27 protein-coding genes and 3 tRNA genes are annotated in these 25,716 nt (G+C 54.9%); 20 read left to right on the top strand and 10 right to left on the bottom strand.

Annotated elements, in window-relative coordinates:
- Nucleotides 1-285: 285 nt before the first annotated feature.
- From prfC to ACQG0S_RS03120, 4 genes are all read right to left on the bottom strand, one after another.
- The gene (gene prfC / locus ACQG0S_RS03135) at nt 286-1,875 is read right to left on the bottom strand and encodes a peptide chain release factor 3 (RefSeq protein ID WP_022646981.1); all 1,590 of its coding nucleotides are present in this window, start codon (nt 1,873-1,875) and stop codon (nt 286-288) included.
- A 92-nt stretch (nt 1,876-1,967) separates the two neighbouring features.
- A complete protein-coding gene (gene yjjG, locus ACQG0S_RS03130; protein ID WP_169440934.1) occupies nt 1,968-2,645 on the bottom strand; it encodes a pyrimidine 5'-nucleotidase in 678 nt (225 codons plus the stop codon).
- A 19-nt stretch (nt 2,646-2,664) separates the two neighbouring features.
- Entirely contained in the window at nt 2,665-3,108 is a 444-nt protein-coding gene (gene rimI / locus ACQG0S_RS03125; protein WP_426750010.1) for a ribosomal protein S18-alanine N-acetyltransferase, read from the bottom strand.
- Nucleotides 3,077-3,490 (bottom strand): DNA polymerase III subunit psi, encoded by a 414-nt coding sequence (locus tag ACQG0S_RS03120; RefSeq protein ID WP_022646978.1) that lies wholly within the window; start codon nt 3,488-3,490, stop codon nt 3,077-3,079. Before ACQG0S_RS03120 ends, rimI begins: the two co-directional genes overlap by 32 nt.
- A gap of 102 nt (nt 3,491-3,592) precedes the next feature.
- Here ACQG0S_RS03120 and rsmC point away from each other — a divergent pair, with 102 nt between their 5' ends.
- From rsmC to ACQG0S_RS03100, 4 genes are all read left to right on the top strand, one after another.
- Nucleotides 3,593-4,621, top strand: a complete 1,029-nt coding sequence (gene rsmC, locus ACQG0S_RS03115; RefSeq protein WP_032625390.1) for a 16S rRNA (guanine(1207)-N(2))-methyltransferase RsmC — start codon at nt 3,593-3,595, stop codon at nt 4,619-4,621.
- A 144-nt stretch (nt 4,622-4,765) separates the two neighbouring features.
- Nucleotides 4,766-4,852, top strand: a tRNA-Leu gene (locus ACQG0S_RS03110).
- 28 nt (nt 4,853-4,880) lie between these two features.
- Nucleotides 4,881-4,966, top strand: a tRNA-Leu gene (locus ACQG0S_RS03105).
- Nucleotides 4,967-4,998: 32 nt separating this feature from the next.
- Nucleotides 4,999-5,085: transfer RNA gene (locus ACQG0S_RS03100), tRNA-Leu, on the top strand.
- Between the two features lie 42 nt (nt 5,086-5,127).
- Here ACQG0S_RS03100 and ACQG0S_RS03095 read toward each other — a convergent pair.
- Nucleotides 5,128-5,397 (bottom strand): DUF1435 domain-containing protein, encoded by a 270-nt coding sequence (locus ACQG0S_RS03095; RefSeq protein WP_169440932.1) that lies wholly within the window; start codon nt 5,395-5,397, stop codon nt 5,128-5,130.
- Nucleotides 5,398-5,613: 216 nt separating this feature from the next.
- On the opposite strand from ACQG0S_RS03095, the gene ACQG0S_RS03090 reads away from it, so the two are divergent.
- Both ACQG0S_RS03090 and fhuF read left to right on the top strand, forming a co-directional pair.
- Complete coding sequence (locus ACQG0S_RS03090) at nt 5,614-6,678, top strand: GGDEF domain-containing protein (RefSeq protein WP_023305406.1); 1,065 nt, start codon at nt 5,614-5,616, stop codon at nt 6,676-6,678.
- Between the two features lie 95 nt (nt 6,679-6,773).
- Entirely contained in the window at nt 6,774-7,562 is a 789-nt protein-coding gene (gene fhuF / locus ACQG0S_RS03085; RefSeq protein ID WP_022646974.1) for a siderophore-iron reductase FhuF, read from the top strand.
- A 77-nt stretch (nt 7,563-7,639) separates the two neighbouring features.
- Here the strand turns inward: fhuF and ACQG0S_RS03080 are convergent, their stop codons facing one another.
- On the bottom strand, nt 7,640-8,986 hold the full coding sequence (locus ACQG0S_RS03080; RefSeq protein WP_006810218.1) for a PTS cellobiose transporter subunit IIC: 1,347 nt from the start codon (nt 8,984-8,986) through the stop codon (nt 7,640-7,642).
- A 329-nt stretch (nt 8,987-9,315) separates the two neighbouring features.
- Here ACQG0S_RS03080 and ACQG0S_RS03075 point away from each other — a divergent pair, with 329 nt between their 5' ends.
- The gene (locus ACQG0S_RS03075; RefSeq protein ID WP_022646971.1) at nt 9,316-9,774 is read left to right on the top strand and encodes a YbaK/EbsC family protein; all 459 of its coding nucleotides are present in this window, start codon (nt 9,316-9,318) and stop codon (nt 9,772-9,774) included.
- Nucleotides 9,775-9,811: 37 nt separating this feature from the next.
- Here the strand turns inward: ACQG0S_RS03075 and bglJ are convergent, their stop codons facing one another.
- Entirely contained in the window at nt 9,812-10,447 is a 636-nt protein-coding gene (gene bglJ, locus ACQG0S_RS03070) for a DNA-binding transcriptional activator BglJ (RefSeq protein WP_032625381.1), read from the bottom strand.
- The gene (locus ACQG0S_RS03065) at nt 10,444-11,181 is read right to left on the bottom strand and encodes a helix-turn-helix transcriptional regulator (RefSeq protein ID WP_022646969.1); all 738 of its coding nucleotides are present in this window, start codon (nt 11,179-11,181) and stop codon (nt 10,444-10,446) included. Before ACQG0S_RS03065 ends, bglJ begins: the two co-directional genes overlap by 4 nt.
- 389 nt (nt 11,182-11,570) lie before the next feature.
- Between ACQG0S_RS03065 and ACQG0S_RS03060 the strand changes: the two genes are divergently transcribed.
- The 9 genes from ACQG0S_RS03060 (at nt 11,571) to ACQG0S_RS03020 (ending at nt 18,864) form a co-directional block, all read left to right on the top strand.
- Nucleotides 11,571-12,347: a threonine/serine ThrE exporter family protein gene (locus tag ACQG0S_RS03060; protein WP_017383842.1), complete on the top strand. Its 777-nt coding sequence runs from the start codon at nt 11,571-11,573 to the stop codon at nt 12,345-12,347.
- Entirely contained in the window at nt 12,338-12,811 is a 474-nt protein-coding gene (locus tag ACQG0S_RS03055) for a threonine/serine exporter (protein ID WP_032621429.1), read from the top strand. Before ACQG0S_RS03060 ends, ACQG0S_RS03055 begins: the two co-directional genes overlap by 10 nt.
- A 44-nt stretch (nt 12,812-12,855) precedes the next feature.
- Complete coding sequence (locus ACQG0S_RS03050; RefSeq protein ID WP_426750008.1) at nt 12,856-13,308, top strand: MarR family winged helix-turn-helix transcriptional regulator; 453 nt, start codon at nt 12,856-12,858, stop codon at nt 13,306-13,308.
- A gap of 84 nt (nt 13,309-13,392) precedes the next feature.
- Nucleotides 13,393-13,821, top strand: a complete 429-nt coding sequence (locus ACQG0S_RS03045; RefSeq protein ID WP_003856578.1) for an organic hydroperoxide resistance protein — start codon at nt 13,393-13,395, stop codon at nt 13,819-13,821.
- Nucleotides 13,822-13,945: 124 nt separating this feature from the next.
- Complete coding sequence (gene dnaT, locus ACQG0S_RS03040) at nt 13,946-14,491, top strand: primosomal protein DnaT (RefSeq protein WP_023299265.1); 546 nt, start codon at nt 13,946-13,948, stop codon at nt 14,489-14,491.
- Nucleotides 14,488-15,225, top strand: coding sequence for a DNA replication protein DnaC (gene dnaC / locus ACQG0S_RS03035; protein WP_003856580.1), 738 nt, complete (start codon nt 14,488-14,490; stop codon nt 15,223-15,225). The genes dnaT and dnaC overlap by 4 nt, the downstream gene beginning before the upstream one ends.
- Before the next feature lie 84 nt (nt 15,226-15,309).
- Complete coding sequence (locus tag ACQG0S_RS03030) at nt 15,310-15,792, top strand: DUF2501 domain-containing protein (RefSeq protein ID WP_022646964.1); 483 nt, start codon at nt 15,310-15,312, stop codon at nt 15,790-15,792.
- A 271-nt stretch (nt 15,793-16,063) separates the two neighbouring features.
- A complete protein-coding gene (gene opgB / locus ACQG0S_RS03025; protein ID WP_169440928.1) occupies nt 16,064-18,355 on the top strand; it encodes a phosphatidylglycerol--membrane-oligosaccharide glycerophosphotransferase in 2,292 nt (763 codons plus the stop codon).
- On the top strand, nt 18,355-18,864 hold the full coding sequence (locus ACQG0S_RS03020; protein ID WP_023305400.1) for a GNAT family N-acetyltransferase: 510 nt from the start codon (nt 18,355-18,357) through the stop codon (nt 18,862-18,864). The genes opgB and ACQG0S_RS03020 overlap by 1 nt, the downstream gene beginning before the upstream one ends.
- Before the next feature lie 306 nt (nt 18,865-19,170).
- Here the strand turns inward: ACQG0S_RS03020 and tsr are convergent, their stop codons facing one another.
- Both tsr and hpaR read right to left on the bottom strand, forming a co-directional pair.
- Nucleotides 19,171-20,835 carry a methyl-accepting chemotaxis protein gene (gene tsr / locus ACQG0S_RS03015; protein ID WP_023305399.1) on the bottom strand — a complete coding sequence of 555 codons (1,665 nt, stop codon included), beginning with the start codon at nt 20,833-20,835 and terminating at the stop codon, nt 19,171-19,173.
- 83 nt (nt 20,836-20,918) lie between these two features.
- Nucleotides 20,919-21,359: a homoprotocatechuate degradation operon regulator HpaR gene (gene hpaR / locus ACQG0S_RS03010; RefSeq protein WP_169440926.1), complete on the bottom strand. Its 441-nt coding sequence runs from the start codon at nt 21,357-21,359 to the stop codon at nt 20,919-20,921.
- A gap of 268 nt (nt 21,360-21,627) precedes the next feature.
- Between hpaR and hpaG the strand changes: the two genes are divergently transcribed.
- The 4 genes from hpaG to ACQG0S_RS02990 are packed head-to-tail and all read left to right on the top strand — an operon-like array spanning nt 21,628 to nt 25,612.
- Nucleotides 21,628-22,905, top strand: a complete 1,278-nt coding sequence (hpaG, locus tag ACQG0S_RS03005; RefSeq protein WP_169440924.1) for a 4-hydroxyphenylacetate degradation bifunctional isomerase/decarboxylase — start codon at nt 21,628-21,630, stop codon at nt 22,903-22,905.
- Nucleotides 22,902-24,368 (top strand): 5-carboxymethyl-2-hydroxymuconate semialdehyde dehydrogenase, encoded by a 1,467-nt coding sequence (gene hpaE / locus ACQG0S_RS03000; protein WP_022646959.1) that lies wholly within the window; start codon nt 22,902-22,904, stop codon nt 24,366-24,368. Before hpaG ends, hpaE begins: the two co-directional genes overlap by 4 nt.
- Before the next feature lie 2 nt (nt 24,369-24,370).
- Nucleotides 24,371-25,222, top strand: a complete 852-nt coding sequence (gene hpaD / locus ACQG0S_RS02995; RefSeq protein WP_048965826.1) for a 3,4-dihydroxyphenylacetate 2,3-dioxygenase — start codon at nt 24,371-24,373, stop codon at nt 25,220-25,222.
- Between the two features lie 9 nt (nt 25,223-25,231).
- Nucleotides 25,232-25,612 (top strand): 5-carboxymethyl-2-hydroxymuconate Delta-isomerase, encoded by a 381-nt coding sequence (locus tag ACQG0S_RS02990; RefSeq protein ID WP_048965825.1) that lies wholly within the window; start codon nt 25,232-25,234, stop codon nt 25,610-25,612.
- Nucleotides 25,613-25,716: the final 104 nt, after the last annotated feature.

Here is a 25,716-nt window from a genome sequence, read left to right as displayed (position 1 = left end):
GCCCGTTATTTGGGCGCCATACTTCCCTAAATCTTGGTTTTATATATTGCGAATTAACACACGGGCGAAATGGAGAACCAGTGGACATGCATTGAACAGTTAATTCATCCACGCCCGGTGCTAAACACTGAGTTAAATATAGATCACAATCAGAGGGGTGCATTCAGAATTGGGGAAAAAACGAACGAATAGCGAAAAATTACGTTGAATTAAGAACATTCCGCAAGGGTTTAATAACACTGGAATTAAAGAAGAGCACGGCGGCTGCCGTGCTCTGTGAGGGAATTAATGCTCGCGCGTTTTGCGGAACTGAACGTCGGGATAACGTTCCTGCGTCAGGTTCAGGTTAACCATAGTCGGGGCGATATAGGTCAGATTATCGCCACCGTCCAGCGCCAGCTGAACTTCGTTCTTACGCTTAAACTCTTCGAATTTCTTCACGTCTGAACATTCAACCCAGCGCGCGGTCGCCACGTTCACCGATTCGTAAATCGCTTCCACGTTGTACTCGCTCTTAAGACGGGCAACTACCACGTCAAACTGGAGCACCCCCACCGCGCCCACGATCAGATCGTTGTTGGCGATAGGGCGGAACACCTGTACAGCCCCCTCTTCCGAAAGCTGGACCAGGCCTTTCAGCAGCTGCTTCTGCTTAAGCGGATCGCGCAGGCGAATGCGGCGGAACAGTTCCGGCGCGAAGTTCGGGATACCGGTGAACTTCATCATTTCGCCCTGCGTGAAGGTATCGCCGATCTGAATGGTACCGTGGTTGTGTAAACCAATGATGTCACCCGGATAGGCTTCTTCCACGTGCGAACGGTCGCCCGCCATGAAGGTCAGCGCGTCGGAGATCACTACGTCTTTACCAATACGCACCTGACGCAGCTTCATGCCCTTTTCGTACTTACCGGAAACCACGCGCATAAAGGCGACGCGGTCGCGGTGTTTCGGGTCCATGTTGGCCTGAATTTTAAAGACGAAGCCGGAGAACTTCTCTTCCTTCGCTTCTACTTCGCGGGTGTCGGTTTTACGCGGCATCGGCTGCGGGGCCCACTCAACCAGACCGTCGAGCATATGGTCAACGCCGAAGTTGCCGAGTGCGGTACCGAAGAAGACCGGGGTAATGTCACCGCTCAGGAACAGTTCTCTGTCGAACTCGTGAGAAGCGCCTTTGACCAGCTCAAGCTCATCGCGCAGTTGCGCGGCCAGCTCTTCACCGACAGCGGCGTCCAGCTCCGGGTTGTCCAGCCCTTTCACGATGCGGACTTCCTGAATAGTGTGGCCCTTACCGGTCTGATACAGGTAGGTTTCGTCTTTATAGAGGTGGTAAACCCCTTTGAACAGCTTGCCGCAGCCAATCGGCCAGGTGATTGGCGCGCAGGCGATTTTCAGCTCGTTTTCCACTTCATCCATCAGCTCCATCGGATCACGGATGTCACGGTCGAGTTTGTTCATAAAGGTAAGGATCGGCGTATCGCGCAGACGAGTGACTTCCATCAGCTTGCGGGTACGATCTTCAACACCTTTCGCGGCGTCGATCACCATCAGGCAGCAGTCCACCGCCGTCAGGGTACGGTAGGTATCTTCGGAGAAGTCTTCGTGCCCCGGGGTGTCCAGCAGGTTCACCAGGCAGTCATGATACGGGAACTGCATCACGGAGGTGGTAATCGAAATACCACGCTGCTTTTCCATCTCCATCCAGTCGGATTTAGCATGCTGGCTGGAGCCACGGCCTTTAACGGTACCCGCGGTCTGGATCGCCTGTCCGAACAGCAACACCTTCTCGGTGATGGTCGTTTTACCGGCATCCGGGTGCGAGATAATGGCAAAAGTGCGGCGTTTGGCCACCTCTTGCAGATAAGGAGACAACGTCATAATCAATTCTTCTTAGGTAAGCGCGGCAGCAGGCCGCGCATCATGGAATACGAAAAATGCGGCTATTTTACCCATCAACAGGGGGCAGGCAATCATTGTTTACACAGGAGCTGCTCCAGTTCGTTCAATGACGTTACGGTCCAGGTCGGCTCGATGCCTTCCGGCAACGTGCGGCCATGCGCATTCAGCCAGACGGTCGACAGGCCCGATCTCATACCTCCCAGAATATCAGATTCTGCCGTATCCCCCACCATCAGCACGCGATCGCGGTCAGGATTGCCCGCTTGCGCCAGCGCATAATCGAAAATACGCGGATCCGGCTTCGGCACGCCTACCTCTTCAGAGATCACCAGCGCGTCGAAATGATCGCGCAGGCCGGTGCGTTCAAGGCGGATCTGCTGAAGCGCGGTAAAGCCGTTGGTGATGATCCCAAGCTTCACCTTCCCTTTCAGCGAATCCAGCAGAGAAATGGCGCCGGGCAACGGCGCGCAGATATCTGCCATTGCATTCAGGAAGGCCTCGTTCAGCACCCCAGGACTGATGTTTAACCGTTCAGCCCAGACGTCAAAACGCTGATGCTGAAGCTGTAACGCGGTGATGGCTCCGTTCTGGTAATCCACCCACAGCGGCTTGTTCACCGCCTGATAGTCCTGAAAATCTTCAGCGGTGAACGTCACGCTATAGTCGAGAAACATCCGCTGTAGGCCGCCGAACGAGTCAAACGTAAACAGCGTTTCGTCGGCATCAAAGAAAATCCAGTCCCATTTCATCGTTACAACCTTATTTTCGTTATCCAATCGGCAGAGCCATGATAATGGCGTCTTCACGTCCCTCTGCGGTGGGGTAGTAGTTACGGCGGATAGTCGCCTCGTTGAAGCCTAAGCTTTCATAGAGCGCGATGGCGGCGACATTGGACGCGCGCACCTCAAGCCACAGGGTGAAAACGTCACGGGTTTCCAGCTCACGAATGAGGTGCTCAAGCAGATCCCTGCCCAGCCCGCGGCGCTGGTAAGCGGGATCGACCGCGATATTAAACAGCGTCGCCTCGTCCAGAACGACCTGCGTGATGGCGAACGCGGCCATCACACCGTCAACGTCCAGGCGGAGATTTAAATAGCGTTCGCCCTGATTGCTGGCAAACGTCTTTTCGCTCCACGGAAAGGCATGGGCGCGTGTTTCAATCGCGAACGCGGTGGCCAGGTCAGCCGTCGTGAGGGAAGAAATCGTGTTCATATTCGCAAATTTGTTGCCATAGCGCGCTACGCGCTTTTGGGTTGGCTTTCAGTTCGTCCAGCGCTGGCGAGCTGATCTGGCTTCCTTCAAGAGGTAGCTCATCCACCGCCCCGATTCGCCAGCTGTTACAGCGGCTGTCAGGGGGAAGCATCGCGACGCTTTCGGGCGCCAGCTGTAATACCTGATCGTTTGTCACCTTCAGGGTGCGAAGGACATCCTCAATCAGGGGTTCGTTCAGGGCAGGCGGCGCTTCTGCCACCATCACCAGGCGGACATGCGCAGGGATGGAGATGGCTATTTCGCCCCGCAACGCCGTCGGGCGACGCAAAGCCCACTGGGTGATGCCCAGCTGCTGCAACTGCCAGTCTCGTCGGGATGTCATAGCGAAAACTCCTGTCTCTCAGGCGCGCAAATATAGCAAATGTGTCGAAACTGCGCCATCTACCTACTATAATCCCCGCCTGAGTTTATTGAGGAACAATTCATGTCTGCATTTACCCCGGCAAGTGAAGTCTTGCTGCGTCACAGTGATGATTTCGAAGAAAGCCGTATTCTGTTTGCCGGAGATATGCAGGATGACCTGCCCGCACGTTTCGACTGTGCTGAAAGCCGTGCCCACACCCAATACTACCACCACTGGCAGGTGCTGAGCCGCCAAATGGGCGAGCGCGCACGCTTTAGCCTGGTGGCGGAGCAGAGCGATATTGCTGACTGCGATACGCTCATTTACTACTGGCCGAAGAACAAACCGGAAGCCCAGTTCCAGCTGATGAACCTGCTTTCTCTGCTGCCGGTCGGCTGCGATATTTTTGTCGTCGGTGAGAACCGCAGCGGGGTGCGAAGCGCAGAGCAGATGCTCGAAGGCTACGCGCCGTTGACGAAAATCGACAGCGCCCGACGCTGCGGCCTGTATCATGGCCGTCTGGAAAAACAGACCACTTTTGATGCCAACACCTTCTGGGACGAGTACCAGCTTGACGGCCTGACCATTAAAACCCTGCCGGGTGTGTTTAGCCGTGACGCGCTTGATACGGGCAGCAAGCTGCTGCTGTCCACCCTGACGCCGCACACCAAGGGCAAGGTGCTGGACGTCGGCTGTGGCGCGGGCGTGCTGTCAACGGTTCTCGCCAGCCACTCACCAAAAGTGCGTTTAACCCTGTGTGACGTGAGCGCCCCGGCGGTAGAAGCCAGCCGCGCCACGCTTGCTGCGAACGGCATTGAAGGCGAAGTGATCGCCAGCAACGTCTTCTCCGACGTGACCGGTCGCTTTGACATGATCATCTCTAACCCGCCGTTCCACGACGGGATGGAAACCAGCCTTGAAGCGGCGCAAACGCTGATCCGTGGCGCAACCCGTCACCTTAACAGCGGCGGTGAGCTACGTATTGTGGCGAATGCCTTCCTGGCGTATCCGAAAGTGCTGGATGAAACCTTCGGCTTCCACGAAGTGATCGCCCAGACAGGCCGCTTTAAGGTGTATCGCACCGTGATGACGCGCCAGGCGAAAAAGTAATTCCCCTGCCCGGCGATGGCTGACGCTGCCATCGCCCATTTTTGCAGCAATCAAAACAACGTGCGCAATTTTCTGTTGACGTAAAGCTGAAAACATCTAGAATGCGCCTCCGTGGTTACGATACTTTTACAGTGTTGATGGTATGCGAAGGTGGCGGAATTGGTAGACGCGCTAGCTTCAGGTGTTAGTGTCCTTACGGACGTGGGGGTTCAAGTCCCCCCCCTCGCACCATAAATCACGTTGATATTGCTCGCACTGGGCGAAGGTGGCGGAATTGGTAGACGCGCTAGCTTCAGGTGTTAGTGTCCTTAGGATGTGGGGGTTCGAGTCCCCCCCCTCGCACCAACGAGGCGATATCAAACCAGTAAGATGACTGTGCGAAGGTGGCGGAATTGGTAGACGCGCTAGCTTCAGGTGTTAGTGTCCTTACGGACGTGGGGGTTCAAGTCCCCCCCCTCGCACCAATTATCTTACATCCCTTCAGCAGTACCTCTTGTTTTTCCCTTTTATTTCAAACTCATCAGAATCACCAGCAGTCCACTGATTAGCGCAACGCATGATGGCAACAGCACGTAATGCCGTAACTGTTTGTGCCAGATCATCGCGGATGTCACCAGCAAGCCCGAAACAATCATTGCTTTCCAGACATCAATGGGAAGATCGGCAAACATCAGCCCACAGATAATGGAACCAGGCAGCAATATTCCCCACCCACTTCCCAGCGCTTTGCTCAACATGGTTTCACCTCTCGCACTGATAATGATAACCAGTATCATATGATAGTAATTATCACTTGTCAGCATGCGACGTAAGAAATTGCGCCAGCAATTGCTTTCCCATAATGACAGAGAATGTGTAAGGTGATAAATTGCCCACCTGTTAACTTCCGATAACGTTTTTCTGATAATAAAAATTCAATTTTGTAGCGACCAATAATACATAACAACACCTTGCTCATTGTTTTAATTGAGTTTTAATAAAAACGCACGCATATGACATCACAATCCTGGCTGTCCTTAGTCAACAAGAAATATCAGCTTTCTTTACGTTTATTTTTATTTCTGAACGCTGCATCAGCATTGTTCTCGGTAACAAACCCTCTCTATTCCGTTCGTGTGTTATCAGTCCCCCTGTTTGCCGTATTGACTGCCAGCACTGGCTTACTTATCTGGCACTGGAAAAATAGCACGCGAAAAATAAATATCCCTGCTGTTTCAGCTATTTTTGGGTTTTTATGGGCATGGCAGATCGTCTCAAAATTTCTGTTAATAACGCACGATCACGCAACCTATTTAATGATGGCGCTATTAACAGTGCTTTTTATAGGGTCTCTGGCTTTCGCCAGTAATATTAAAGCCTTTACGTTACATTCATTTCCCGCTTTTATATCCTGCCTGTGGCTTAGCCCGTCCGAAAACTGGCTGAGAATGGCCTATTTTTTCGCGCTGCCGGTGGTCGCCATTGGTATCCATCATGTTCTTCAGCGGCGTAATGACCGTTTCGCCCAGGAGCTGCTTTCCGAACTGCTCGAAGAGCGTGAAACCCTGACCGATCTCAGCATGATGGACCCGCTCACCGGCCTATATAACCGTCGCGGGCTGCAAAGCCGGCTTGAGAACCTCCCCAGGCCTGACGCTGGCGAGCACTTTGTGCTGCTGATGGATATCGACCATTTCAAAGCCTACAACGATCATTACGGCCATATGATGGGCGATCAGGCCTTGATCAGGGTCTCGGCTGCGATCCGCGACGCCGTGCGCTCACGCGATGTTGTCGCCCGGTTTGGCGGGGAAGAATTTATGGTGCTGTTAAGTAACATCCCACTGGAGCAAGCGCGCCAGACAGCTGAACGCATACGTCAGAAGGTTTACGATCTCAAAATCCCCCACATGTTTAACGAAAGCGTCGCCACTAACGTGACCATCAGCATTGGCATAGCCATGTTCGAAGGTGAAGACGTTGATGGCGCACTGGCGAAAGCCGATAAAGCCCTCTATGAAGCCAAGCATATGGGACGCAACAGCATTCTGCTGAGCGACGAGCTTCATATCGCCTGAAACCGCCTTCACAGCGCCAGGATAAAACGCTTGCGCTCGGTTTTATCTATAGTTAGGATTGGCAATCATTATCATTTAGATTTGTAATCCACACTATGGCGACTCGTACCGCACACATCGTTGAGCCACTGCTCTGGCGAGCTCCACTCTCCGCCGGAGAAACGACGCTTGCGGATGCCATTCGGGAAAAAATCGCCGTAACACGCGCCCATCTGCTGGATTTCATCAAACTGGATGAAGCACCGCCGCATCATGCTCTGACGCTGACTCAGTGGCAACGACCTGCCGAGCTGCGGTCACTGCTGGCAACCTATTCCGACCATATTTATCGTAACCAACCGACGCTGGCGCGGGAAAATAAACCGCTGCTTTCCCTCTGGGCACAATGGTATATCGGGCTGATGGTGCCGCCTGTCATGCTGGCCCTGTTGACCCAGGAAACGATGCTCGATCTCTCGTCGGAACATTTCCACGTCGAATTCCATGAGACCGGACGCGCCGCCTGTTTCTGGATTGATGTACACGAAGATCCGAGCGCGAGTCACCTGTCAGCGCAGGCGCGTATGGAACGGTTGATTACAAGAGCGCTGGTTCCGGTCATTGATGCGCTGGAAGCGACGGGGGAGATCAACGGCAAACTGATCTGGAGTAATACCGGGTATCTTATCCACTGGTATTTAACGGAGATGAAGCCGCTGCTCGGCGACGAGAAAGTCGATGCGCTGCGTCAGAGCTGTTTCTTTGCCAGACAGCTGTCGGATGGGCGGGATAACCCTCTTTACCGCACCGTGGTTCCGCGTGAGGGACTTCTGGTGCGTCGTACCTGCTGTCAGCGCTACCGTCTGCCGGATGTCCAGCAGTGCGGCGATTGCACGCTTAAGTAGTCTGGCCCTGCCTGAAACCCGCAGAGAGAGGGAACAAACACTAAAAACGGCAACCTGCGTTGCCGTTTTGCTTTTACCTAAGCGACCTGCTGATTTTCCTCTTCCCCATTACGCTGTGCTTCTTCCGCTTCCTGCTGAAGCAACTGTTTCTCGTACACCTTGAAGAACGGGAAATAGATAATGGCGGAAACGCAGGCCAAAACCAGCACCAGAATGGCTGCACGGAAATCCCAGCCCAGCGCCCAGGCGGCACCAACCGGAGCCGGTGCCGTCCACGGCACAACGGAAATCACGCGGCCAATCAGATCAAACTTCATCGCTGCCCATGCCAGTACGGCATTGACCATCGGCGCCAGCAGGAAAGGAATAAAGAACACCGGGTTCATCACAATCGGCGTACCAAAAATCACCGGTTCATTGATATTGAAAATGCTTGGCACCACGCTCAGGCGTCCAATGGAGCGCAGGTGCGCGGAGCGGCTACGCAGGTAACAGAACACCAGCCCCATCGTCGCTCCTGACCCACCGATCACAATAAAGAACGTCCAGAAGGCTTCCATAAAGATGTGTGGTAAAGGCAGGCTCGCCGCCAGCGCGGTCTGGTTCGCCCCCAGGTTCGTCAGCCAGAACATTTGCAGCATACCCGAGACAATCGCTGCGCCGTGGATCCCGGCAAACCACAGCAGGTGGCCAATCAGCACCGCCAGCAGGATCGCTGGCAGCGAGTCCGCCGCAGAGACCAGCGGTTTGAATATCGACATGATGGCCTGTGGGATCAGCATACCGAACTGCGACTGGATCAACAGACTCAGCGGATAAAGCGTCAGCACCACCACCAGCACCGGGATCAGCAGGTCAAATGAGTTTTTGATCATCGGCGGAACCTGGTCTGGCAGGCGGATCCCGATATTGTGTGCTTTCAGGAAACGCATCATCTCAACGCAGTAAATCGCCACCAGGATCGCGGTGAAAATCCCGGTGCCTCCAAGGCTATCAACCGGTAAGGCGCCTTTGGTTTTAGGGGCGGCGACCAGCAGGAACGCCATCAGCGACAGCATCGCGCACATGAACGGATCCAACTGATGGGTTTTAACGTAATGTTTGCCCAGGTTGTAGGCGATAGCCGCACAGATATAGAGGGACATCACCCCCATCGTCATATCAAACGGCGTCAGAATTTGACCTTCAAACTGCTTCGCCATATCCAGCCAGGCGCGGGCAAAGCCCCAGGTGGTATCTGGCGAAAAAGGTGGGTAAGCGAACACTAATAAAAACGACCCGACAATCATAAACGGCATTGCCGAGATGAACCCGTCACGAATCGCCATAACGTGACGCTGGGAAGAGATGCGCCCGGCAATAGGGCTGACATAATTTTCAACGAAGCGGAAAATCAGATTAAATGCAGCATGGTTGGCAGACATAGCAGATCTCCTGTCAGACGTTCGTTTCGGACGTTCTCACGTCACACGTTGTTCCATACATCAGCGTCACAACCTTGCCGGATCGTGTACCTGCGGTACTGCTCAAACGGAATGGTTTCATAATTAGCTCTTATTATTAGATACAGGGGGAAGTTACACACTCAGTATTAATCTCTGCATCACGCTCTGCAACCGGTTACTGTAACCGGTTTCTGTGAATGTGAAGGCGATCCAGAAATCGCCCCTGACGGATATTTGTTACTTAAGGGATATTTACAGCGACTAAATTCTTATGACAGATTACGGAAGATATTTGTCAGGAGGAATCAATGAGTTTGCAGTCTGTACAGCAGTTTTTCGCCGAACACGCTCCGGATATAGAAATCATCGAGCTTAACCAAAGCACAGCGACTGTTGCCCTTGCTGCTGCCGCGCACAACGTTGAACCCGGCCAAATTGCCAAAACGCTGTCACTGAAAATTAAAAATGATGTGATTCTGGTGGTTGCAAAAGGCGATGCGCGTCTGGATAACAAAAAGCTCAAAGAGACATTCGGCGCAAAAGCCCGCATGCTCAGCTGCGATGAAGTAGTAACCCTGACGGGTCATCCTGTTGGCGGCGTCTGCCCTTTTGGACTGGAAAATCCGCTCTCTGTTTACTGTGACATCACTTTAAAACAGTACGCCGAAGTGTTACCCGCAGCGGGCGCCATCCACAGTGCGGTGCGTATATCGCCCGACAGAATGGCGGAACTGACCGCAGCAAAATGGGTTGATGTCTGTATTTGAACGTTGCGCCAGAAAAATTCTGGCGCATCACTTAACACTACGAGAAAGAAGGAACGGTGAGAGCGGAACGGCGAATTTCCCTGACCGGGAGATGCGCCAGGATATCTGCCGCATCCAGTAATCCCACATCAGAATTGACGCCCAGCTTTACCATTGCGTTAAACTTATGCGCACGGATGGTTTTGATATTGCGTTCAAGCTGTGCCGCAATTTCAGGGATCGAAAAACCCGATGACATATATCGCAGAATCGCCCTTTCAGTTGGGCTTAGCATACGATGCTGGCTCACACACCAGTGATTGTACACGTTGTCGTTCACGTGATGCGTTTCGCTGAGTAATGTCTCCAGCCCCTCCATTAACTGCTTCAGCGGAACCGATTTACTGATAATTCCATGTAAGCGAGAAGGCGAAAGATGGCTGACCAGTCTCGCCTCCATTTCATCAGAGGCCAGCACAATACGCTTGACGTCGCTGTGGGTGAAGGTGAGATCCCGCAAACAGGCCAGACAGTTTCGCCGCTCCTCACGCTCATCGGACAATGAATAAATTACGGCAAAGAATGAGATTTCCGAGAGCGCCGCTTTGAAGTTGTCAAATCTGGCAAACAGGTGCACCTGGTAATGGCTCAGGGCGGGCATCGCAAAAAGATGCTTCAGCCCCATAGCGCTCATTGAGCAGCTTTCGATGACGGCGATATGTTTTGTTGCAGTGGTCTTTTCCATTCCTCAAACTCTCCATAAGCCGACATTAAACTGAGTTCTCGCATTCCCTGGGTACTGCTTATCCACGCGTACATATCGGCATTACTGCGAAGTGATAAGCGACGCATTGCACTGTTTTTCTGTGCACTGATCGTTTTATTACTTTTATTAAGTAGCGTGGCTATTTGGTTGATTCCCCAACCTTTACCTAACAAACGCAACACCTTGCGTTCAGAGTGGGTAAGCGCAATCATTTGCTCACTCTCCTCTTCAATATCAGGATTTTCCGGTATCAATAACGTCTGGCTTATTCGCTCGGCACGTTCACTCCCCGCGCGAATAGCGTTAATTACGCCTTCAATGGGTTCCATATCCGAAAGCAGCGTGCTTTCCGGACGCATAAGAAGCTCTACTGCAAGTGGATAAAGGGGGCGCGAAACGAGGAATATCCAGTGAATATCCCGGTACTGATTCATTAACCCATAATATTGCTCAAGCGTGCCGCGTGGATTACGATACTCACCCGAAATATCGGCAATAACGACCCCAGCGCGACGCAATTGTAATAACGTCAACTCCTGCATCGAACGGCAGTACGTTATCTCAAAATCGGGAAAATGACGCGACATGACGCCACCTAACCCATTTTGCATAACCGGTACTCTGCTGATCACCACTCCGTGTTTACCATTCAATGGCAACATAGACCCTCCCTGTCATGAATTCTTTATTTAAGAACGAACTAACCCTGCAAGGTTAAACACGTTTGCATTCCGAAGTACAAACGGGTTGATACTCGCAAAATAGAACAAATATCACATGGGTTAAGAAACGCCCAATACAGGCCTAATATCGCATAAAGACCATTTAAATTTAATTCAAATTGCGTGAAAAGATCGAAAATATGAAATTAGAAATACTTAATATATTGTTTTTATAAATCCTAATTTCACATTCATTAAATAAATAACAATGCTGTCTTTCCTCCGCCCCCATCGCGCCACTGATCGCACAAATGTTGATCTGGCCCAGCGCAAAGGGCCCTGCACTTTGTGTTAAAAGTAAGCAATCTCTCTTCTCTTCAGGGCGTTTCATGCAGGCAGATCGGTCTACGCAACGTGCCACCACGCGGCTATGTATTCAGTGCGGGCTTTTTCTCTTACAGCACGGCGCAGAAAGCGCCCTCGTCGAAGAGCTCTCCACACGCCTTGGGCTGGCGCTGGGGATGGACAGCGTTGAGAGTTCCATCTCGTCAAATGCCATTGTGCTGACCACCATTAAAGACGGACAGTGCCTGACCTCCACCCGTAAAAATCATGACCGCGGCATTAACATGCACGTCGTGACGGAAGTGCAGCACATCGTGATCCTTGCTGAACACAAGCTGCTCGATCTCCGGGAGATAGAAAAACGTTTCAATCAAATCAAACCCCTCCGGTATCCGCGCTGGCTGGTTGTGCTGATGGTGGGACTGTCCTGCGCCTGCTTCTGCAAGCTCAACGCGGGCGGCTGGGACGGCGCTGTCGTGACCTTCTTTGCCAGCAGCATCGCAATGTATGTCCGCCAGCTGTTGACGCACAGACAGCTACATCCGCAAATTAACTTCTGCATCACGGCATTTGTGGCGACAACCGTATCCGGCCTGCTTTTGCGCCAGCCCTACTTCGCCAGCACGCCTACTGTTGCGATGGCCGCCAGCGTATTGCTGCTGGTGCCAGGTTTTCCCTTAATTAATGCCGTCGCTGATATGTTCAAAGGCCATATCAACACCGGTCTGGCGCGCTGGGCGATAGCCAGCCTGCTGACGCTGGCGACCTGTATCGGGGTGGTAATGGCCATGACACTCTGGGGGTTACGCGGATGGGCGTGATGGATTTTATGCTCGCACTGGCACAGGACATGCTCTTGTCTGCCCTTCCCGCCGTTGGTTTTGCGATGGTGTTTAACGTCCCACAGCGTGCATTACCCTGGTGTGCGCTGCTGGGTGCCATTGGCCACGGCTCTCGTATGATCATGATGACAGCGGGCTTTAATATTGAATGGTCGACGTTTATCGCCTCCATGCTGGTTGGCAGCATCGGTATTCAGTGGTCCCGCTGGTATCTGGCGCACCCGAAGGTATTCACCGTGGCGGCAGTGATTCCTATGTTCCCGGGCATTTCAGCCTATACGGCGATGATCTCCGCCGTCAAAATCAGCCACTTTGGCTACAGCGAACCCCAGATGATCCTGCTCCTGAGCAACTTCCTTAAAGCCTCGTCGATCGTGGGTGCGCTCTCCATCGGCCTGTCGATCCCCGGCTTATGGCTTTACCGCAAACGTCCACGCGTATAATAAAATCGCTTGCAATTGTATCGCGCACTATCTATATTCATTTCATGGACGCAAAAACGAACGACACCACCAACGCGCTTCTGCTGGATAACCAGCTCTGTTTTGCCCTCTATTCGGCAAATCTGGCGCTTAACAAGCTGTACCGGCAACTGCTGGCGCCGCTTAATCTGACCTACCCGCAATACCTGGTGATGCTGGTGCTCTGGGAACAGGATGATATTAGGGTGTCAGACATTGGCGAGCGGCTGTTCCTGGATTCCGCCACGCTGACTCCCCTGCTGAAACGCCTGGAAAGCGCAGGATTGATCCTCCGCCAGCGTTCCCGTCAGGATGAGCGTCAGGTCGCCGTCACCCTGAGCGACGCGGGTCGGGCGCTGCAACAGCAGGCCGTGACGATACCCCACGCCGTGGGCTGTGCAGCGCAGTGTGATACCGACACCATGCTGGCGCTCAAGCAACAGCTCGAAAGTTTGCGCCAACAGCTGCATCGCGCGTAAGGCTGTACTTTACGCGTCTAATTTTAACTTAAAACATCGCGCGCTATTTAATAGCGCATATAAACGTAAGATGAGGAACCTGCCATGTCTTTAGAAAAAGTTGTCTACACTGCCAAAGCCAAAGCAACCGGAGGCCGTGATGGCCGCGCCACGTCTTCCGATGGCGTTCTGGATGTCAAACTGGGTGTGCCAAAAGAGATGGGCGGCATGGGGGGTGAAGTAACCAACCCTGAACAGCTGTTCGCTGCGGGCTACTCCGCCTGCTTCCTGGGCGCAATGAAGTTCGTTGCGGCACGCGATAAATTCGCTCTGCCAAAAGACGCCTTTATTGAAGGCGAAGTAGGGATCGGCCCGCTGCCAACCGGTTTTGGTATCGAAGCGAAGCTGAACATCCACGTTGAAGGGATGGACGCAGCGGAAGCCAAAAAACTGGTGGATGCGGCGCACATCGTCTGTCCGTACTCTAACGCGACGCGCGGCAATATCGACGTGACGCTGAACATCATCGCGTAACCAGCCCCTGTGATTTTAGCCCCGGTAAGCGTAACGCCACCGGGGAAATCCTCTCCTTTCCTCCCCTCTCTCTGTGCTACCATAACCCTCAATCACGCCCGTAGTAATCAGTTGAGAAAGTGTTATGTCCTCCAGAATTCTGACCACCAGCATTGCTGGCATTGATGCCTTTATGCGCGATCCTCGCGGTGTGTTGACGCACGCCGAAGGCGGCACGCTCGCGGTATTTGCCGACAACGCCCCGGCGTTTTATGCGGTCACGCCGGAACGTCTGGCGCAGCTTCTGGAAATTGAAGAGAAGCTGTCGCGCCCGGCGAGCGATGTCATGCTGGATAATCAGTTTTTTGACGAACCCGCCAGCGCCCCGGTGGCCGTTCCAATGGGGAAATTTCCCATGTACGCCGGTTGGCAGCCGGACGCCGATTTTCAGCGGCAGGCGGCCTTATGGGGAATAGCCCTCTCGCAGCCCGCGACACCGGAAGAGCTGGCAGCCTTTACCGCATACTGGCAAGCTGAAGGAAAAGTCTTCCACCATGTTCAGTGGCAGCAAAAATTCGCGCGCAGTCTGCAAATCAACCGCGCCAGCAACAACGGCCAGCCAAAACGTGATATCAATGCTTTTTCAGAACCGGACAAAAAAATCCCTGATGGATTCCGAGGTGCGAAATGAAAAACGTCGGCGACCTGATGAAACGTTTGCAGAAGATGATGCCTGCCAACGTGAAGCCCGCCTTCACCACCGGTGAAGAGCTGCTGGCATGGCAAAAAGAGCAGGGTAAAATTCGCGCGGCTGCCCTCGCCCGCGAAAACCGCGCGATGAAAATGCAGCGCACCTTTAACCGCTCGGGCATTCGCCCTCTGCACCAGAACTGCTCCTTCGAGAATTATAAGGTCGAGTCTCAGGGGCAGATGAATGCCCTTAACCAGGCGCGCCAGTACGTGGATGAATTTGACGGCAACATCGCCAGCTTCATCTTTAGCGGAAAACCCGGCACCGGGAAAAATCACCTCGCCGCCGCTATCTGCAACGAGCTGCTGCTGCGCGGGAAGTCAGTGCTGATTATCACCGTGGCCGATATTATGTCCGCCATGAAAGACACCTTCAGTAATCGCGAAACCAGCGAAGAACAGTTGCTGAATGATTTAAGTAACGTGGATTTGCTGGTCATCGACGAGATCGGTGTCCAGACGGAGTCCCGCTACGAAAAAGTGATCATCAACCAGATTGTCGATCGCCGTTCGTCGTCAAAACGCCCAACCGGTATGTTGACGAACCACAATATCGACGAGATGACCCGACTTCTTGGCGAGCGGGTGATGGATCGCATGAAGCTGGGTAACAGCCTGTACGTCATCTTCGACTGGGACAGCTACCGCAGCCGCGTCACCGGCAAAGAGTATTAAGATATTTCCAGGGAGCGCCGGAAGAGCAGAGGTATATACTGAACCCACTTCTGGCCCAAAACGGACCTTGTTGAGTAAATCATTATGAAAAAACAATTTCTTATCAGCATCCTTACTGGCGCCCTGCTGGTGACTGGCGCAGCGCAGGCCGCATCATGGCAGGAGTCGCTCTCCAGCGCAGCAAGTGAGTTAACCAAAGAGAGCGGCACGTCCCAGGGCGGGCTGTCAGCCTCGTCCCTCACCGGCCTGCTGGGCAACAGCTCCCAAAGCCTGAGTGCCGGAACGATGAACAACGCCGCGGGTATTCTGGAATACTGCGCGAAGCAGAAACTGGCTTCCGTCACCGATACCGAAAACATCAAAAACCAGGTGTTGGGTAAACTGGGTCTGGACACCCAGGAGCAGAAAGCGGACACCAACTATATGGACGGTATTCAGGGCCTGCTGAACGCGCAAAATGGTCAGCAGTTGAACCTCAGCACCCTTGGAAATTCATCTCTGGCGAAACAGGTGAAAACGAAAGCCTGCGATCTGGTGCTGAAACAAGGCGTTAATTTCCTCTCCTGATCGTCCCCCTTTTTCTGCCACAACACGCCGCGTTTATTACATTAGTCTTATACCGCGGCGTGAAGTGCGTTTTTTTACCCCCTGCCACCACCTCAGCCTCCGTATGCCACGATGCGACTGTATTCAAAAATCCGATTTTATAAACCAAATCCTAACAACAGCACACTTTCGTGACACTAAAATTGCAGCTAAGCGACATCGCAATTACATTGTATTACCCAAAAAATAAGCAATTAGCCGGCTAAGCGTCCGGCATGATGAGGATCTGCTGTTGTCAGAGTTAATGTCCCTTGTCCTTTTCCTGGCTTCCATCGGCGTTTATGCCTGGAAAGCCGGTCGTCACACCTGGTGGTTTGTAGCCACCCTGGTGGTGCTCGGTATTTTTATTGTTTTAAACATTACGTTATATGCCAGCGATTACTTTACCGGCGACGGTATTAACGACGCGGTGCTCTACACATTGACCAACAGTCTGACCGGCGCAGGTGTGGGTAAGTACATCCTTCCGGGTCTGGGGCTGGTGGTCGCCCTGGTGGGCATCTTCGCCGCGCTGGCCTGGGTTCTGCGCCGTCGCCGTCACCGTCCGCATCATCATGGCTACAGCCTGCTGGCGCTGTGCCTGGCGCTGGCCTCCGTGGATGCCAGCCCGGCATTCCATCAAATTACCGAGCTGGTAAAATCCCAGTCGCGCGATGGCGATCCGGACTTTGCGGCCTATTACAAAGAACCCTCGAAGAAAATCGATAACCCTAAACTCAACCTGGTCTATATCTACGGCGAAAGTCTGGAACGCACCTGGTTTGACAACGATGCTTTCCCGAACCTGACGCCAGAGCTCGGCGCGCTGAAAAACCAGGGCCTCGACTTCAGCCACACCATGCAACTGCCTGGCACGGATTACACCATCGCCGGGATGGTGGCATCCCAGTGCGGCATTCCCCTGTTCGCCCCGTTTGAAGGTAACGCCTCCGCCTCGATGTCGAGCTTCTTCCCGCAGAACATTTGCCTCGGCGATATCCTGAAAAACTCGGGCTATGAAAACTACTTTATGCAGGGCGCTAACCTGCGCTTTGCCGGGAAAGATGTGTTCCTGAGCTCCCACGGTTTCGATCACTTATATGGTTCCGAAGAGCTGAAAACCACGGTCGCCGATCCGGCCTACCGCAACGACTGGGGCTTTTACGACGATACCGTTCTGGATGAAACCTGGAAGAAATTCGAGGAGCTTTCCCGCGCCGGTAAACGCTTCTCGCTGTTTGCGTTGACCGTCGACACGCATCATCCGGATGGTTTCGTCTCACGCACCTGTAAACGTCAGGGCTACGACATTGACGGTAAAAACAACAAGTCGTTCAGCGCTGTGACCTGTAGCCAGGAACATATCGCGGCGTTAATCGAGAAAATCAAAGCGTCGCCGTATTTCAAAAATACGGTCATCGTCGTTTCATCTGACCATCTGGCGATGAAAAACAGCGCCTGGGATGAGCTGAATAAGCTGGATCGCAGCAACCTGTTCTTTGTGCTGCGCGGCGATAAACCGCAGCAGGAGCTCATTGCCGCTAAACGTAACTCGATGGATAACGGCGCTACCGTGCTGGATATTCTGGGTGGCGATAACTTCATTGGCCTGGGCCGCAGTACGTTGTCGGGCCAGTCCCTGTCGGAAATCTTCCTCAACATGAAGGAAAAAATCCTCGCCTGGAAGCCGGATATCATTCGCCTGTGGAACTTCCCGAAAGAGATAAACGACTTCACCATCGATCAGGATAAAAAAATGATCGCGTTCTCCGGCAGCCATTTCCGCCTGCCTCTGCTGCTGCGCGTGTCGGATAACCGCGTCGAGCCGCTGCCGGAAAGCGAATACTCCGCGCCACTGCGCTTCCAGCTGGCGGAATTCGCCCCGCGCGATAATTTCGTCTGGGTCGATAAATGCTACAAAATGGGCCAGCTCTGGTCACAAGAGCTGTCACTGTCCACCGGCTGGTGCGTCTCACAGGGGCAACTCGGCGGCGAGCAGACCGTGCAACACGTTGATAAACCACAGTGGCAGGGGAAAACCGCGTTTAAAGATACGGTCATTGATACCGCACGCTATCAGCGCAACGTTGACCTGCTGAAAATCGTCGACAACGACATTCGTTATAAAGCTGACAGCTTTATCTTTAACGTTGCCGGCGCGCCTGAAGAGGTGAAGCAGTTCAGCGGTATTTCACGTCCCGAATCCTGGGGGCGCTGGTCTAACGCGCAGTTAGGTGATGAGGTGAAAATTGAGTATACCCATCCGCTGCCGGAGAAATTCGATCTGGTGATCACCGCCAGGGCATTTGGTCCCAACGCAAACCGTCCTGTGCCGGTGCGCGTCGGCGATAAAGAACAGATGCTGACGCTGAGCAATGATGTCACCACCAGCACGCTGCATTTCGATAACCCCACGCGCAGCAATACGCTGGTCATTGTGCCGCCCGAGCCGCAGTCCACTAACGAAGGGAATATTCTCGGTCACGCTCCGCGCAAGCTGGGGATCGGCATGGTGGAGATTAAAATTGTGAGCAGCGCTGGCTGATGACGGCGTTCACCCTCCGCCCGACGCGCATCGACGACGTCGCTGCCCTGCCCGCCATTGAACGCGCGGCGGGGCAGCGATTTCGCGACGTTCCTGAGCTGGCCTGGCTGGCAGACAGCGAGGTTATTTCCGTTGAAGATCACCTCGGTTACGCCGGACGCGGATTAAGCTGGCTGGCGCTGGCTGACGACAGGCCCGTGGGCTTTATTCTCGCCGAAGCCCAGCCATCTTCGCTGTTTATTGTGGAACTTTCGGTTCATCTGGACTGGCAGGGACGAGGTCTCGGACGCCGGTTGATTAACCGTGTCGCAGAGCATGCCCGCACGCTGGGGCTAACCTCGCTGACGTTAACGACGTTTCGTGATGTCCCGTGGAACGCGCCCTACTACAGGCGATTAGGGTTTGAAATGATGACGACGCTGACGCCGGAAATGCGCCAGAAACGTGAAGAAGAGACGGCGCACGGTTTAGCGTATGGTTCCCGCTGCGCCATGCGCCTGCCTCTGTAAAATCGCCCGGTGGCGCTGCGCTTACCGGGCCTACAAAACCCAATTCCGCAGCCGCCACCCGGCAAAACCCACAATCCGTAGGCCGGGTAAGGCGCAGCCGCCACCCGGCAAAATGCACATCCCGTAGGCCGGGTAAGGCGCAGCCGCCACCCGGCAAAACGCACATCCCGTAGGACGGGTAAGGCGTAGCCGCCACCCGGCAAAACGCACATCCCGTAGGCCGGGTAAGGCGTAGCCGCCACCCGGCGAAACGCACATCCCGTAGGCCGGGTAAGGCGTAGCCGCCACCCGGCGAAACGCACAACGTCAGAACGTTTCCCAGTTATCGCCCGCATCTGCGGTCGCCGGTTTACGCGCCACTACCGGTGCGGCAACGCTTTTCGCGGAGGCGAACTCGCGCGCCTTCATCTGTTCCTGCTGAATACGGAACACCGCAACGGCCTGCGTCAGACGGCTCGCCTGCTCTTCCAGTGCCGCCGCGGCCGCCGCAGACTCTTCCACCAGCGAGGCGTTCTGCTGGGTCACGCGATCCATCTCAGCCACCGCCAGCCCCACCTGGTCGATACCGCGGCTCTGCTCATCAGACGCAGACGCGATTTCGCCCATGATGTCCGTCACGCGCGTTACCGCATTCACGATCTCACCCATGGTTTCACCGGCGCTTTCTACCAGCGTTGAACCCAACTCCACGCGCCCCACGGAGTCTTCAATCAGGCTCTTGATCTCGCGAGCCGCCTGGGCGCTGCGCTGCGCCAGGTTTCGTACTTCACCTGCAACCACCGCAAAGCCGCGGCCCTGCTCGCCCGCACGTGCCGCTTCTACCGCCGCGTTCAGCGCCAGAATATTGGTCTGGAAAGCAATCCCGTCGATCACGCTGATAATATCGGCGATTTTCTGCGAACTGCCGGCGATGTCGCGCATGGTCTGCACCACGTTATCCACCACTTTCCCGCCTTTCTGCGCGGTTTCGGATGCGCTCAGGGCCAGGTTGCTCGCCTGACGGGCATTCTCGGCGTTCTGCTTCACGGTGGCGGTCAGCTGTTCCATACTGGCGGCGGTCTCTTCCAGAGAGGCAGCCTGCTGCTCGGTACGGGATGAGAGATCGTTATTGCCCATCGAGATTTCGCTCGCACCGCTGTAAATGGCGTTTGCGCCGTTACGCACGTCACCCACGGTACGCACCAGCTCGCCCTGCATATGGCGCAGGGAGTCAGCCAGTTCACCCATCTCGTTGGAGCCTTCCACGTCGATGCGCTTCACCAGGTCGCCGCTGGCGATATGACGAATGCTGTCAATCAGACGGTTCAGCGGCGAAATCAGCGCCTGACGAATACCCAGCCAGACGGCAACAATCACCACCAGCACCGCAGCCAGCACGCTAATCAGCACCCAGATAGCCTGGCGGTAAGAGCTGTTGCTGTCTTCAACCGCGGTCTGATAGAGCGCGTCGTTTTGTTGCAGATAGCTGACGTACTGCTTCTCAAAGCCATCCTGATAGCTCTGGGTCGGCTGGTCGAAGAACTCGTTGATCTTGCCCGCCCCCAGCAGCTGGATCAGCTCGGCCAGCGCGCCGTGGTAGATATCGTAATTACGTTTGATTTCCAGTGCCGCAGCGTCGCTCTGACGCGGGTCGCGCGGAAGTGCTTCGTAATCCGCCCAGTTTTTTTCCGCCTGTTTCAGAGACGCAGAGGCAATCTGCATCAGCTCGGCGACGGTTGAGCCGCTGCCGATATTGTTCTGATCCATCATGTAGCGGATACCCGCACGGTTCAGGGTGTTACGGGTTTGCAGCAGCGCCACCCAGCTACCGTTCAGGGTGGATTGTTGCTGGCGAATGGTTTGCAGGATGGTGAAATTCTCTTTGTCATGCTTCAGGGCATTGAAGAAAAGACCACCGGATGTGAGTTGTAAAAGGCCAAATATCGCTAAAACCAGCAGTAAGCTGGTGACAATCTTGATACGATTTAACATGTTTTCTCTTTCCTCAGACAGATACAGAATTTTCGGCCTGGAAAGGGAAAACTTTACGAAAATCATCCTGGATTTTAGGGTTTTTACTCTTCGTTCCGCGCGGCAATATGTCGGTTTCCGAGTTCAATAAACTCTTCCAGCAGCGCCGTGAGCTGCTTCATCTTCTCCGGGGTATATTCCGCCTCAATCTGCTGGTACGCCTCTTCCACCTGAGCCTGAGCACGCTGGTACAGCGCGTTGCCTTCTTTCGTCAGCGATACGTACAGCTTGCGCTGGTCATTCACCGGCTTTAAGCGCAGCACCAGACCGTCGCGCTCCATCCGCGTCAGAATGCCGGTCAGGCTTGGGCGCAAAATGCAGGTGCGGAACGCCAGATCATGAAAATCCATGGAGGGATGCTCGGCCAGCACGCGGACGATACGCCATTGCTGCTCGGTCAGATTATGCCGTTTCACTATCGGGCGGAAGTAGCCCATCGCCGCTTCACGCGCCTGCAACAGCGCGATGGTTAATGAATCATGCATCACCTTCCCCTTACATCATTAACAAGTAAACAATTTAAAACAGATGCTTTTATAGACAATACGTTGTAACCCAAAAAGTCTAACAGAAACAACGTCATTTTTTTAATGCATTGATTTAAATGATAATTAACCCATTGGTGTAAATTTATTGTTATTCATATCACAAATTATTCACTTCTGATTGCGAAACGAACAGCAAAAGCATAAAACCAGATCATTAACATATTAATGAAATCAAAACCGGACAGCCGGTTTGAGGAGTATGGGAATGAAAGGTACTGTTTTTGCCGTAGCGCTAAACCACCAAAGCCAGCGTGCGGCCTGGGCTGAGGCGTTTGAAAAAGCCCCCTATAACGCGCCGCCAAAAACGGCGGTGTGGTTTATCAAGCCACATAACACCGTTATTCGCGCAGGCGAGCCGATTCCCTTCCCGCAGGGAGAAACCGTGTTAAGCGGCGCAACGGTGGCGCTGGTGGTGGGCAAAACCGCCAGCAAAGTACGCGTTGAAGAGGCGGCGGCGTACATCGCTGGCTACGCGCTGGCCAACGAAATCAGCCTGCCGGAAGAGAGCTTCTACCGCCCGGCTATTAAAGCCAAATGCCAGGATGGATTTTGCCCGCTCGGCGAACCTGTCGCCGTTGATAACGTGGACAACCTGACCATCATCACCGAGATCAACGGTCGCGAAGCGGACCACTGGAACACGGCCGATCTGCACCGCAACGCCGCCGAACTGCTGAGCGCCCTGAGCGAATTTGCCACCCTGAACCCCGGCGATGCGATATTGCTCGGTACCCCGCAAAGCCGCGTCGAAATTCGCCCGGGCGATCGGGTACGCATTCTGGCAGAGGGATTTCCGCCGCTGGAAAACCCGGTGGTGGAGGAACGCGACGTTACCATCGCTTCGCGCACGCCGCCGCACGCCACGCTGTTCGCCCTCGGCCTGAACTACGCCGATCACGCCAGCGAGCTGGACTTCAAACCGCCCACCGAGCCGCTGGTGTTTATCAAAGCGCCGAACACCTTTAACGGCGACAACCAGACCTCGGTGCGCCCAAACAACATTGAATACATGCATTACGAAGCCGAGCTGGTGGTGGTCATCGGTAAAACCGCGCGTAAGGTCAGCGAAGCCGAGGCGATGGACTATGTTGCGGGCTACACGGTGTGCAACGACTACGCCATCCGCGATTATCTCGAAAACTACTATCGCCCGAACCTGCGGGTGAAAAGCCGCGACGGGCTGACCCCCATCAGCCCGAACGTAGTGCCAAAAGAAGCCATCCCTGACCCGCACAACCTTCGTCTTCGCACCTACGTCAACGGTGAACTGCGTCAGGAAGGCACCACCGCCGATCTCATTTTCAGCATCCCATTCCTGATTGCGTATCTGAGCGATTTCATGACCCTGCAACCGGGCGACATGATTGCCACCGGCACGCCGAAGGGGCTGTCCGACGTGGTACCGGGCGATGAGGTGGTAGTGGAAGTGGAAGGCGTAGGCCGTCTGGTAAACCGAATTGTCAGTGAGGAGACTGCAAAATGAAAAAGATTAACCACTGGATCAACGGGAAAAACGTCGCCGGAAGTGAGTACTTCCAAACCACTAATCCGGCCTCCGGCGAGGTGCTGGCAGAAGTGGCCTCTGGCGGCGAAGCCGAAATCCATCAGGCCGTTGCCGCCGCCAAAGAGGCGTTCCCGAAATGGGCCAACCTGCCGATGAAGGAGCGTGCGCGCCTGATGCGTCGCCTGGGGGATCTGATTGACCAGAACGTGCCGGACATTGCCGCGATGGAGACCGCCGACACCGGCCTGCCGATCCACCAGACCAAAAACGTGCTCATTCCACGCGCCTCGCACAACTTTGAGTTCTTCGCCGAGGTGTGCCAGCAGATGAACGGCAAAACCTACCCGGTCGATGACAAGATGCTCAACTACACCCTCGTGCAGCCGGTAGGCGTTTGTGCGCTGGTGTCGCCGTGGAACGTGCCGTTTATGACCGCCACCTGGAAGGTCGCGCCGTGCCTGGCGCTGGGTAACACCGCGGTGCTGAAGATGTCCGAGCTCTCCCCGCTGACCGCCGACCGTCTGGGCGAGCTGGCGCTGGAGGCGGGCATTCCGGCGGGCGTGCTGAACGTAGTGCAGGGCTATGGCGCCACGGCGGGCGACGCGCTGGTGCGTCATCATGACGTGCGCGCCGTCTCCTTCACCGGCGGCACCGCCACCGGGCGTAACATCATGAAAAACGCCGGGCTGAAGAAGTATTCCATGGAGCTGGGCGGCAAATCTCCGGTGCTGATTTTTGAAGACGCGGACATCGAGCGCGCGCTGGACGCCGCCCTGTTCACCATCTTCTCCATCAACGGCGAACGCTGCACCGCCGGCTCGCGCATCTTCATCCAGCAGAGCATCTACCCGGAGTTCGTCAAACGCTTTGCCGAGCGCGCCAGCCGCCTGCGCGTGGGCGACCCGACCGATCCGAACACCCAGATTGGCGCGCTGATCAGCAAGCAGCACTGGGAGAAGGTCTCCGGCTACATCCGCCTCGGCATTGAAGAGGGGGCAACCCTGCTGGCGGGCGGCCCGGACAAACCGACCGATCTGCCTGCGCACCTGAAAGGCGGCAATTTCCTGCGCCCGACCGTGCTGGCGGATGTCGATAACCGCATGCGCGTGGCGCAGGAGGAGATCTTCGGGCCGGTGGCCTGCCTGCTGCCGTTTAAGGACGAAGCGGAAGGCCTGCGCCTGGCAAACGACGTGGAGTATGGCCTGGCGTCGTACATCTGGACGCAGGACGTCAGCAAAGTGCTGCGTCTGGCGCGCAACATCGAAGCGGGCATGGTGTTCGTTAACACCCAGAACGTGCGCGACCTGCGCCAGCCGTTTGGCGGCGTGAAGGCCTCCGGCACCGGGCGTGAGGGCGGCGAGTACAGCTTCGAGGTCTTCGCGGAGATGAAAAACGTCTGTATCTCCATGGGCGACCATCCGATTCCAAAGTGGGGGATCTGATCATGGGAAAATTAGCCTTAGCAGCAAAAATCACCCACGTGCCGTCAATGTATCTCTCTGAACTGCCGGGCAAAAACCACGGCTGCCGCCAGTCAGCCATCGACGGGCATAAAGAGATCAGCAAGCGCTGCCGCGAGCTGGGCGTCGATACCATTATCGTCTTCGACACCCACTGGCTGGTGAACAGCGCGTATCACATCAACTGTGCGAACCATTTTTCAGGCATCTACACCAGCAACGAGCTGCCGCATTTTATTCGCGACATGACCTACGACTACGACGGCAACCCGGAACTCGGCCAGCTGATCGCCGACGAAGCGGTGAAGCTTGGCGTGCGCGCCAAGGCGCACAACATCCCGAGCCTCAAGCTGGAGTACGGCACGCTGGTGCCGATGCGCTACATGAACGCGGATAAGCACTTCAAAGTGATCTCCATCTCGGCGTTCTGCACGGTACACGACTTCGCCGACAGCCGCAGGCTGGGCGAGGCCATCGTCAGCGCCATCGAAAAATACGACGGCACCGTGGCGGTGCTCGCCAGCGGCTCGCTGTCGCACCGCTTTATCGACGACCAGCGCGCGGAGGAAGGGATGAACAGCTATACCCGCGAGTTTGACCGCCAGATGGATGAGCGGGTAGTGAAGCTATGGCGCGAGGGGCAGTTCAAAGAGTTTTGCAGCATGCTGCCGGAGTACGCCGACTACTGCTACGGCGAGGGCAACATGCACGACACGGTGATGCTGCTGGGGATGCTCGGCTGGGACAACTACGACGGTAAGGTGGAGTTTCTCACCGAGCTGTTCGCCAGCTCCGGCACCGGCCAGGTCAACGCCGTTTTCCCGCTGCCCGCGTAAGGAGCCACCATGCCGCACTTTATTGCTGAATGTACCGACAACATCCGCGCGCAGGTCGACCTGCCGGGGCTGTTTGCCAAAGTGAACGAGGCGCTCGCCGCCACGGGTATTTTCCCGCTCGGCGGTATCCGCAGCCGCGCCCACTGGCTGGACACCTGGCAGATGGCCGACGGCAAGCACGATTACGCCTTTGTGCATATGACGCTCAAAATCGGCGCCGGGCGCAGTCTGGAGAGCCGGGAAGAGGTCGGTGAAATGCTGTTTGCGCTGATCAAAACGCATTTTGCAGAGCTAATGGCGGGCCGTTATCTGGCGCTCTCTTTCGCCATGGAAGAACTCGATCCGACGCTGAACTACAAACAAAACAACGTGCACGCGTTGTTTAAGTAGACATCTTTTTCGCCCGGTGGCGCTTCGCTTACCGGGCCTACAACGGCTCGAACGTAGGCCGGGTAAGCGAAGCGCCACCCGGCAACAGCCGCACAAAGGATATC

The organism is Enterobacter cloacae complex sp. 418I7, assembly GCF_050030705.1.
In the GTDB taxonomy this organism is placed as follows: Bacteria; Pseudomonadota; Gammaproteobacteria; order Enterobacterales; family Enterobacteriaceae; genus Enterobacter; species Enterobacter intestinihominis.
This window is presented reverse-complemented; position numbering and strand designations above follow the sequence as displayed.

Excerpts from the sequence above, each read along its gene's own strand:
- prfC (WP_022646981.1), bottom strand. The coding sequence starts at position 1,875 with ATGACGTTGTCTCCTTATCTGCAAGAGGTGGCCAAACGCCGCACTTTT.
- yjjG (WP_169440934.1), bottom strand. The coding sequence starts at position 2,645 with ATGAAATGGGACTGGATTTTCTTTGATGCCGACGAAACGCTGTTTACG.
- rimI (WP_426750010.1), bottom strand. The coding sequence starts at position 3,108 with ATGAACACGATTTCTTCCCTCACGACGGCTGACCTGGCCACCGCGTTC.
- ACQG0S_RS03120 (WP_022646978.1), bottom strand. The coding sequence starts at position 3,490 with ATGACATCCCGACGAGACTGGCAGTTGCAGCAGCTGGGCATCACCCAG.
- rsmC (WP_032625390.1), top strand. The coding sequence starts at position 3,593 with ATGTCTGCATTTACCCCGGCAAGTGAAGTCTTGCTGCGTCACAGTGAT.
- ACQG0S_RS03095 (WP_169440932.1), bottom strand. The coding sequence starts at position 5,397 with ATGATACTGGTTATCATTATCAGTGCGAGAGGTGAAACCATGTTGAGC.
- ACQG0S_RS03090 (WP_023305406.1), top strand. The coding sequence starts at position 5,614 with ATGACATCACAATCCTGGCTGTCCTTAGTCAACAAGAAATATCAGCTT.
- fhuF (WP_022646974.1), top strand. The coding sequence starts at position 6,774 with ATGGCGACTCGTACCGCACACATCGTTGAGCCACTGCTCTGGCGAGCT.
- ACQG0S_RS03080 (WP_006810218.1), bottom strand. The coding sequence starts at position 8,986 with ATGTCTGCCAACCATGCTGCATTTAATCTGATTTTCCGCTTCGTTGAA.
- ACQG0S_RS03075 (WP_022646971.1), top strand. The coding sequence starts at position 9,316 with ATGAGTTTGCAGTCTGTACAGCAGTTTTTCGCCGAACACGCTCCGGAT.
- bglJ (WP_032625381.1), bottom strand. The coding sequence starts at position 10,447 with ATGAGCGCTATGGGGCTGAAGCATCTTTTTGCGATGCCCGCCCTGAGC.
- ACQG0S_RS03065 (WP_022646969.1), bottom strand. The coding sequence starts at position 11,181 with ATGTTGCCATTGAATGGTAAACACGGAGTGGTGATCAGCAGAGTACCG.
- ACQG0S_RS03060 (WP_017383842.1), top strand. The coding sequence starts at position 11,571 with ATGCAGGCAGATCGGTCTACGCAACGTGCCACCACGCGGCTATGTATT.
- ACQG0S_RS03055 (WP_032621429.1), top strand. The coding sequence starts at position 12,338 with ATGGGCGTGATGGATTTTATGCTCGCACTGGCACAGGACATGCTCTTG.
- ACQG0S_RS03050 (WP_426750008.1), top strand. The coding sequence starts at position 12,856 with ATGGACGCAAAAACGAACGACACCACCAACGCGCTTCTGCTGGATAAC.
- ACQG0S_RS03045 (WP_003856578.1), top strand. The coding sequence starts at position 13,393 with ATGTCTTTAGAAAAAGTTGTCTACACTGCCAAAGCCAAAGCAACCGGA.
- dnaT (WP_023299265.1), top strand. The coding sequence starts at position 13,946 with ATGTCCTCCAGAATTCTGACCACCAGCATTGCTGGCATTGATGCCTTT.
- dnaC (WP_003856580.1), top strand. The coding sequence starts at position 14,488 with ATGAAAAACGTCGGCGACCTGATGAAACGTTTGCAGAAGATGATGCCT.
- ACQG0S_RS03030 (WP_022646964.1), top strand. The coding sequence starts at position 15,310 with ATGAAAAAACAATTTCTTATCAGCATCCTTACTGGCGCCCTGCTGGTG.
- ACQG0S_RS03020 (WP_023305400.1), top strand. The coding sequence starts at position 18,355 with ATGACGGCGTTCACCCTCCGCCCGACGCGCATCGACGACGTCGCTGCC.
- tsr (WP_023305399.1), bottom strand. The coding sequence starts at position 20,835 with ATGTTAAATCGTATCAAGATTGTCACCAGCTTACTGCTGGTTTTAGCG.
- hpaR (WP_169440926.1), bottom strand. The coding sequence starts at position 21,359 with ATGCATGATTCATTAACCATCGCGCTGTTGCAGGCGCGTGAAGCGGCG.
- hpaG (WP_169440924.1), top strand. The coding sequence starts at position 21,628 with ATGAAAGGTACTGTTTTTGCCGTAGCGCTAAACCACCAAAGCCAGCGT.
- hpaE (WP_022646959.1), top strand. The coding sequence starts at position 22,902 with ATGAAAAAGATTAACCACTGGATCAACGGGAAAAACGTCGCCGGAAGT.
- hpaD (WP_048965826.1), top strand. The coding sequence starts at position 24,371 with ATGGGAAAATTAGCCTTAGCAGCAAAAATCACCCACGTGCCGTCAATG.
- ACQG0S_RS02990 (WP_048965825.1), top strand. The coding sequence starts at position 25,232 with ATGCCGCACTTTATTGCTGAATGTACCGACAACATCCGCGCGCAGGTC.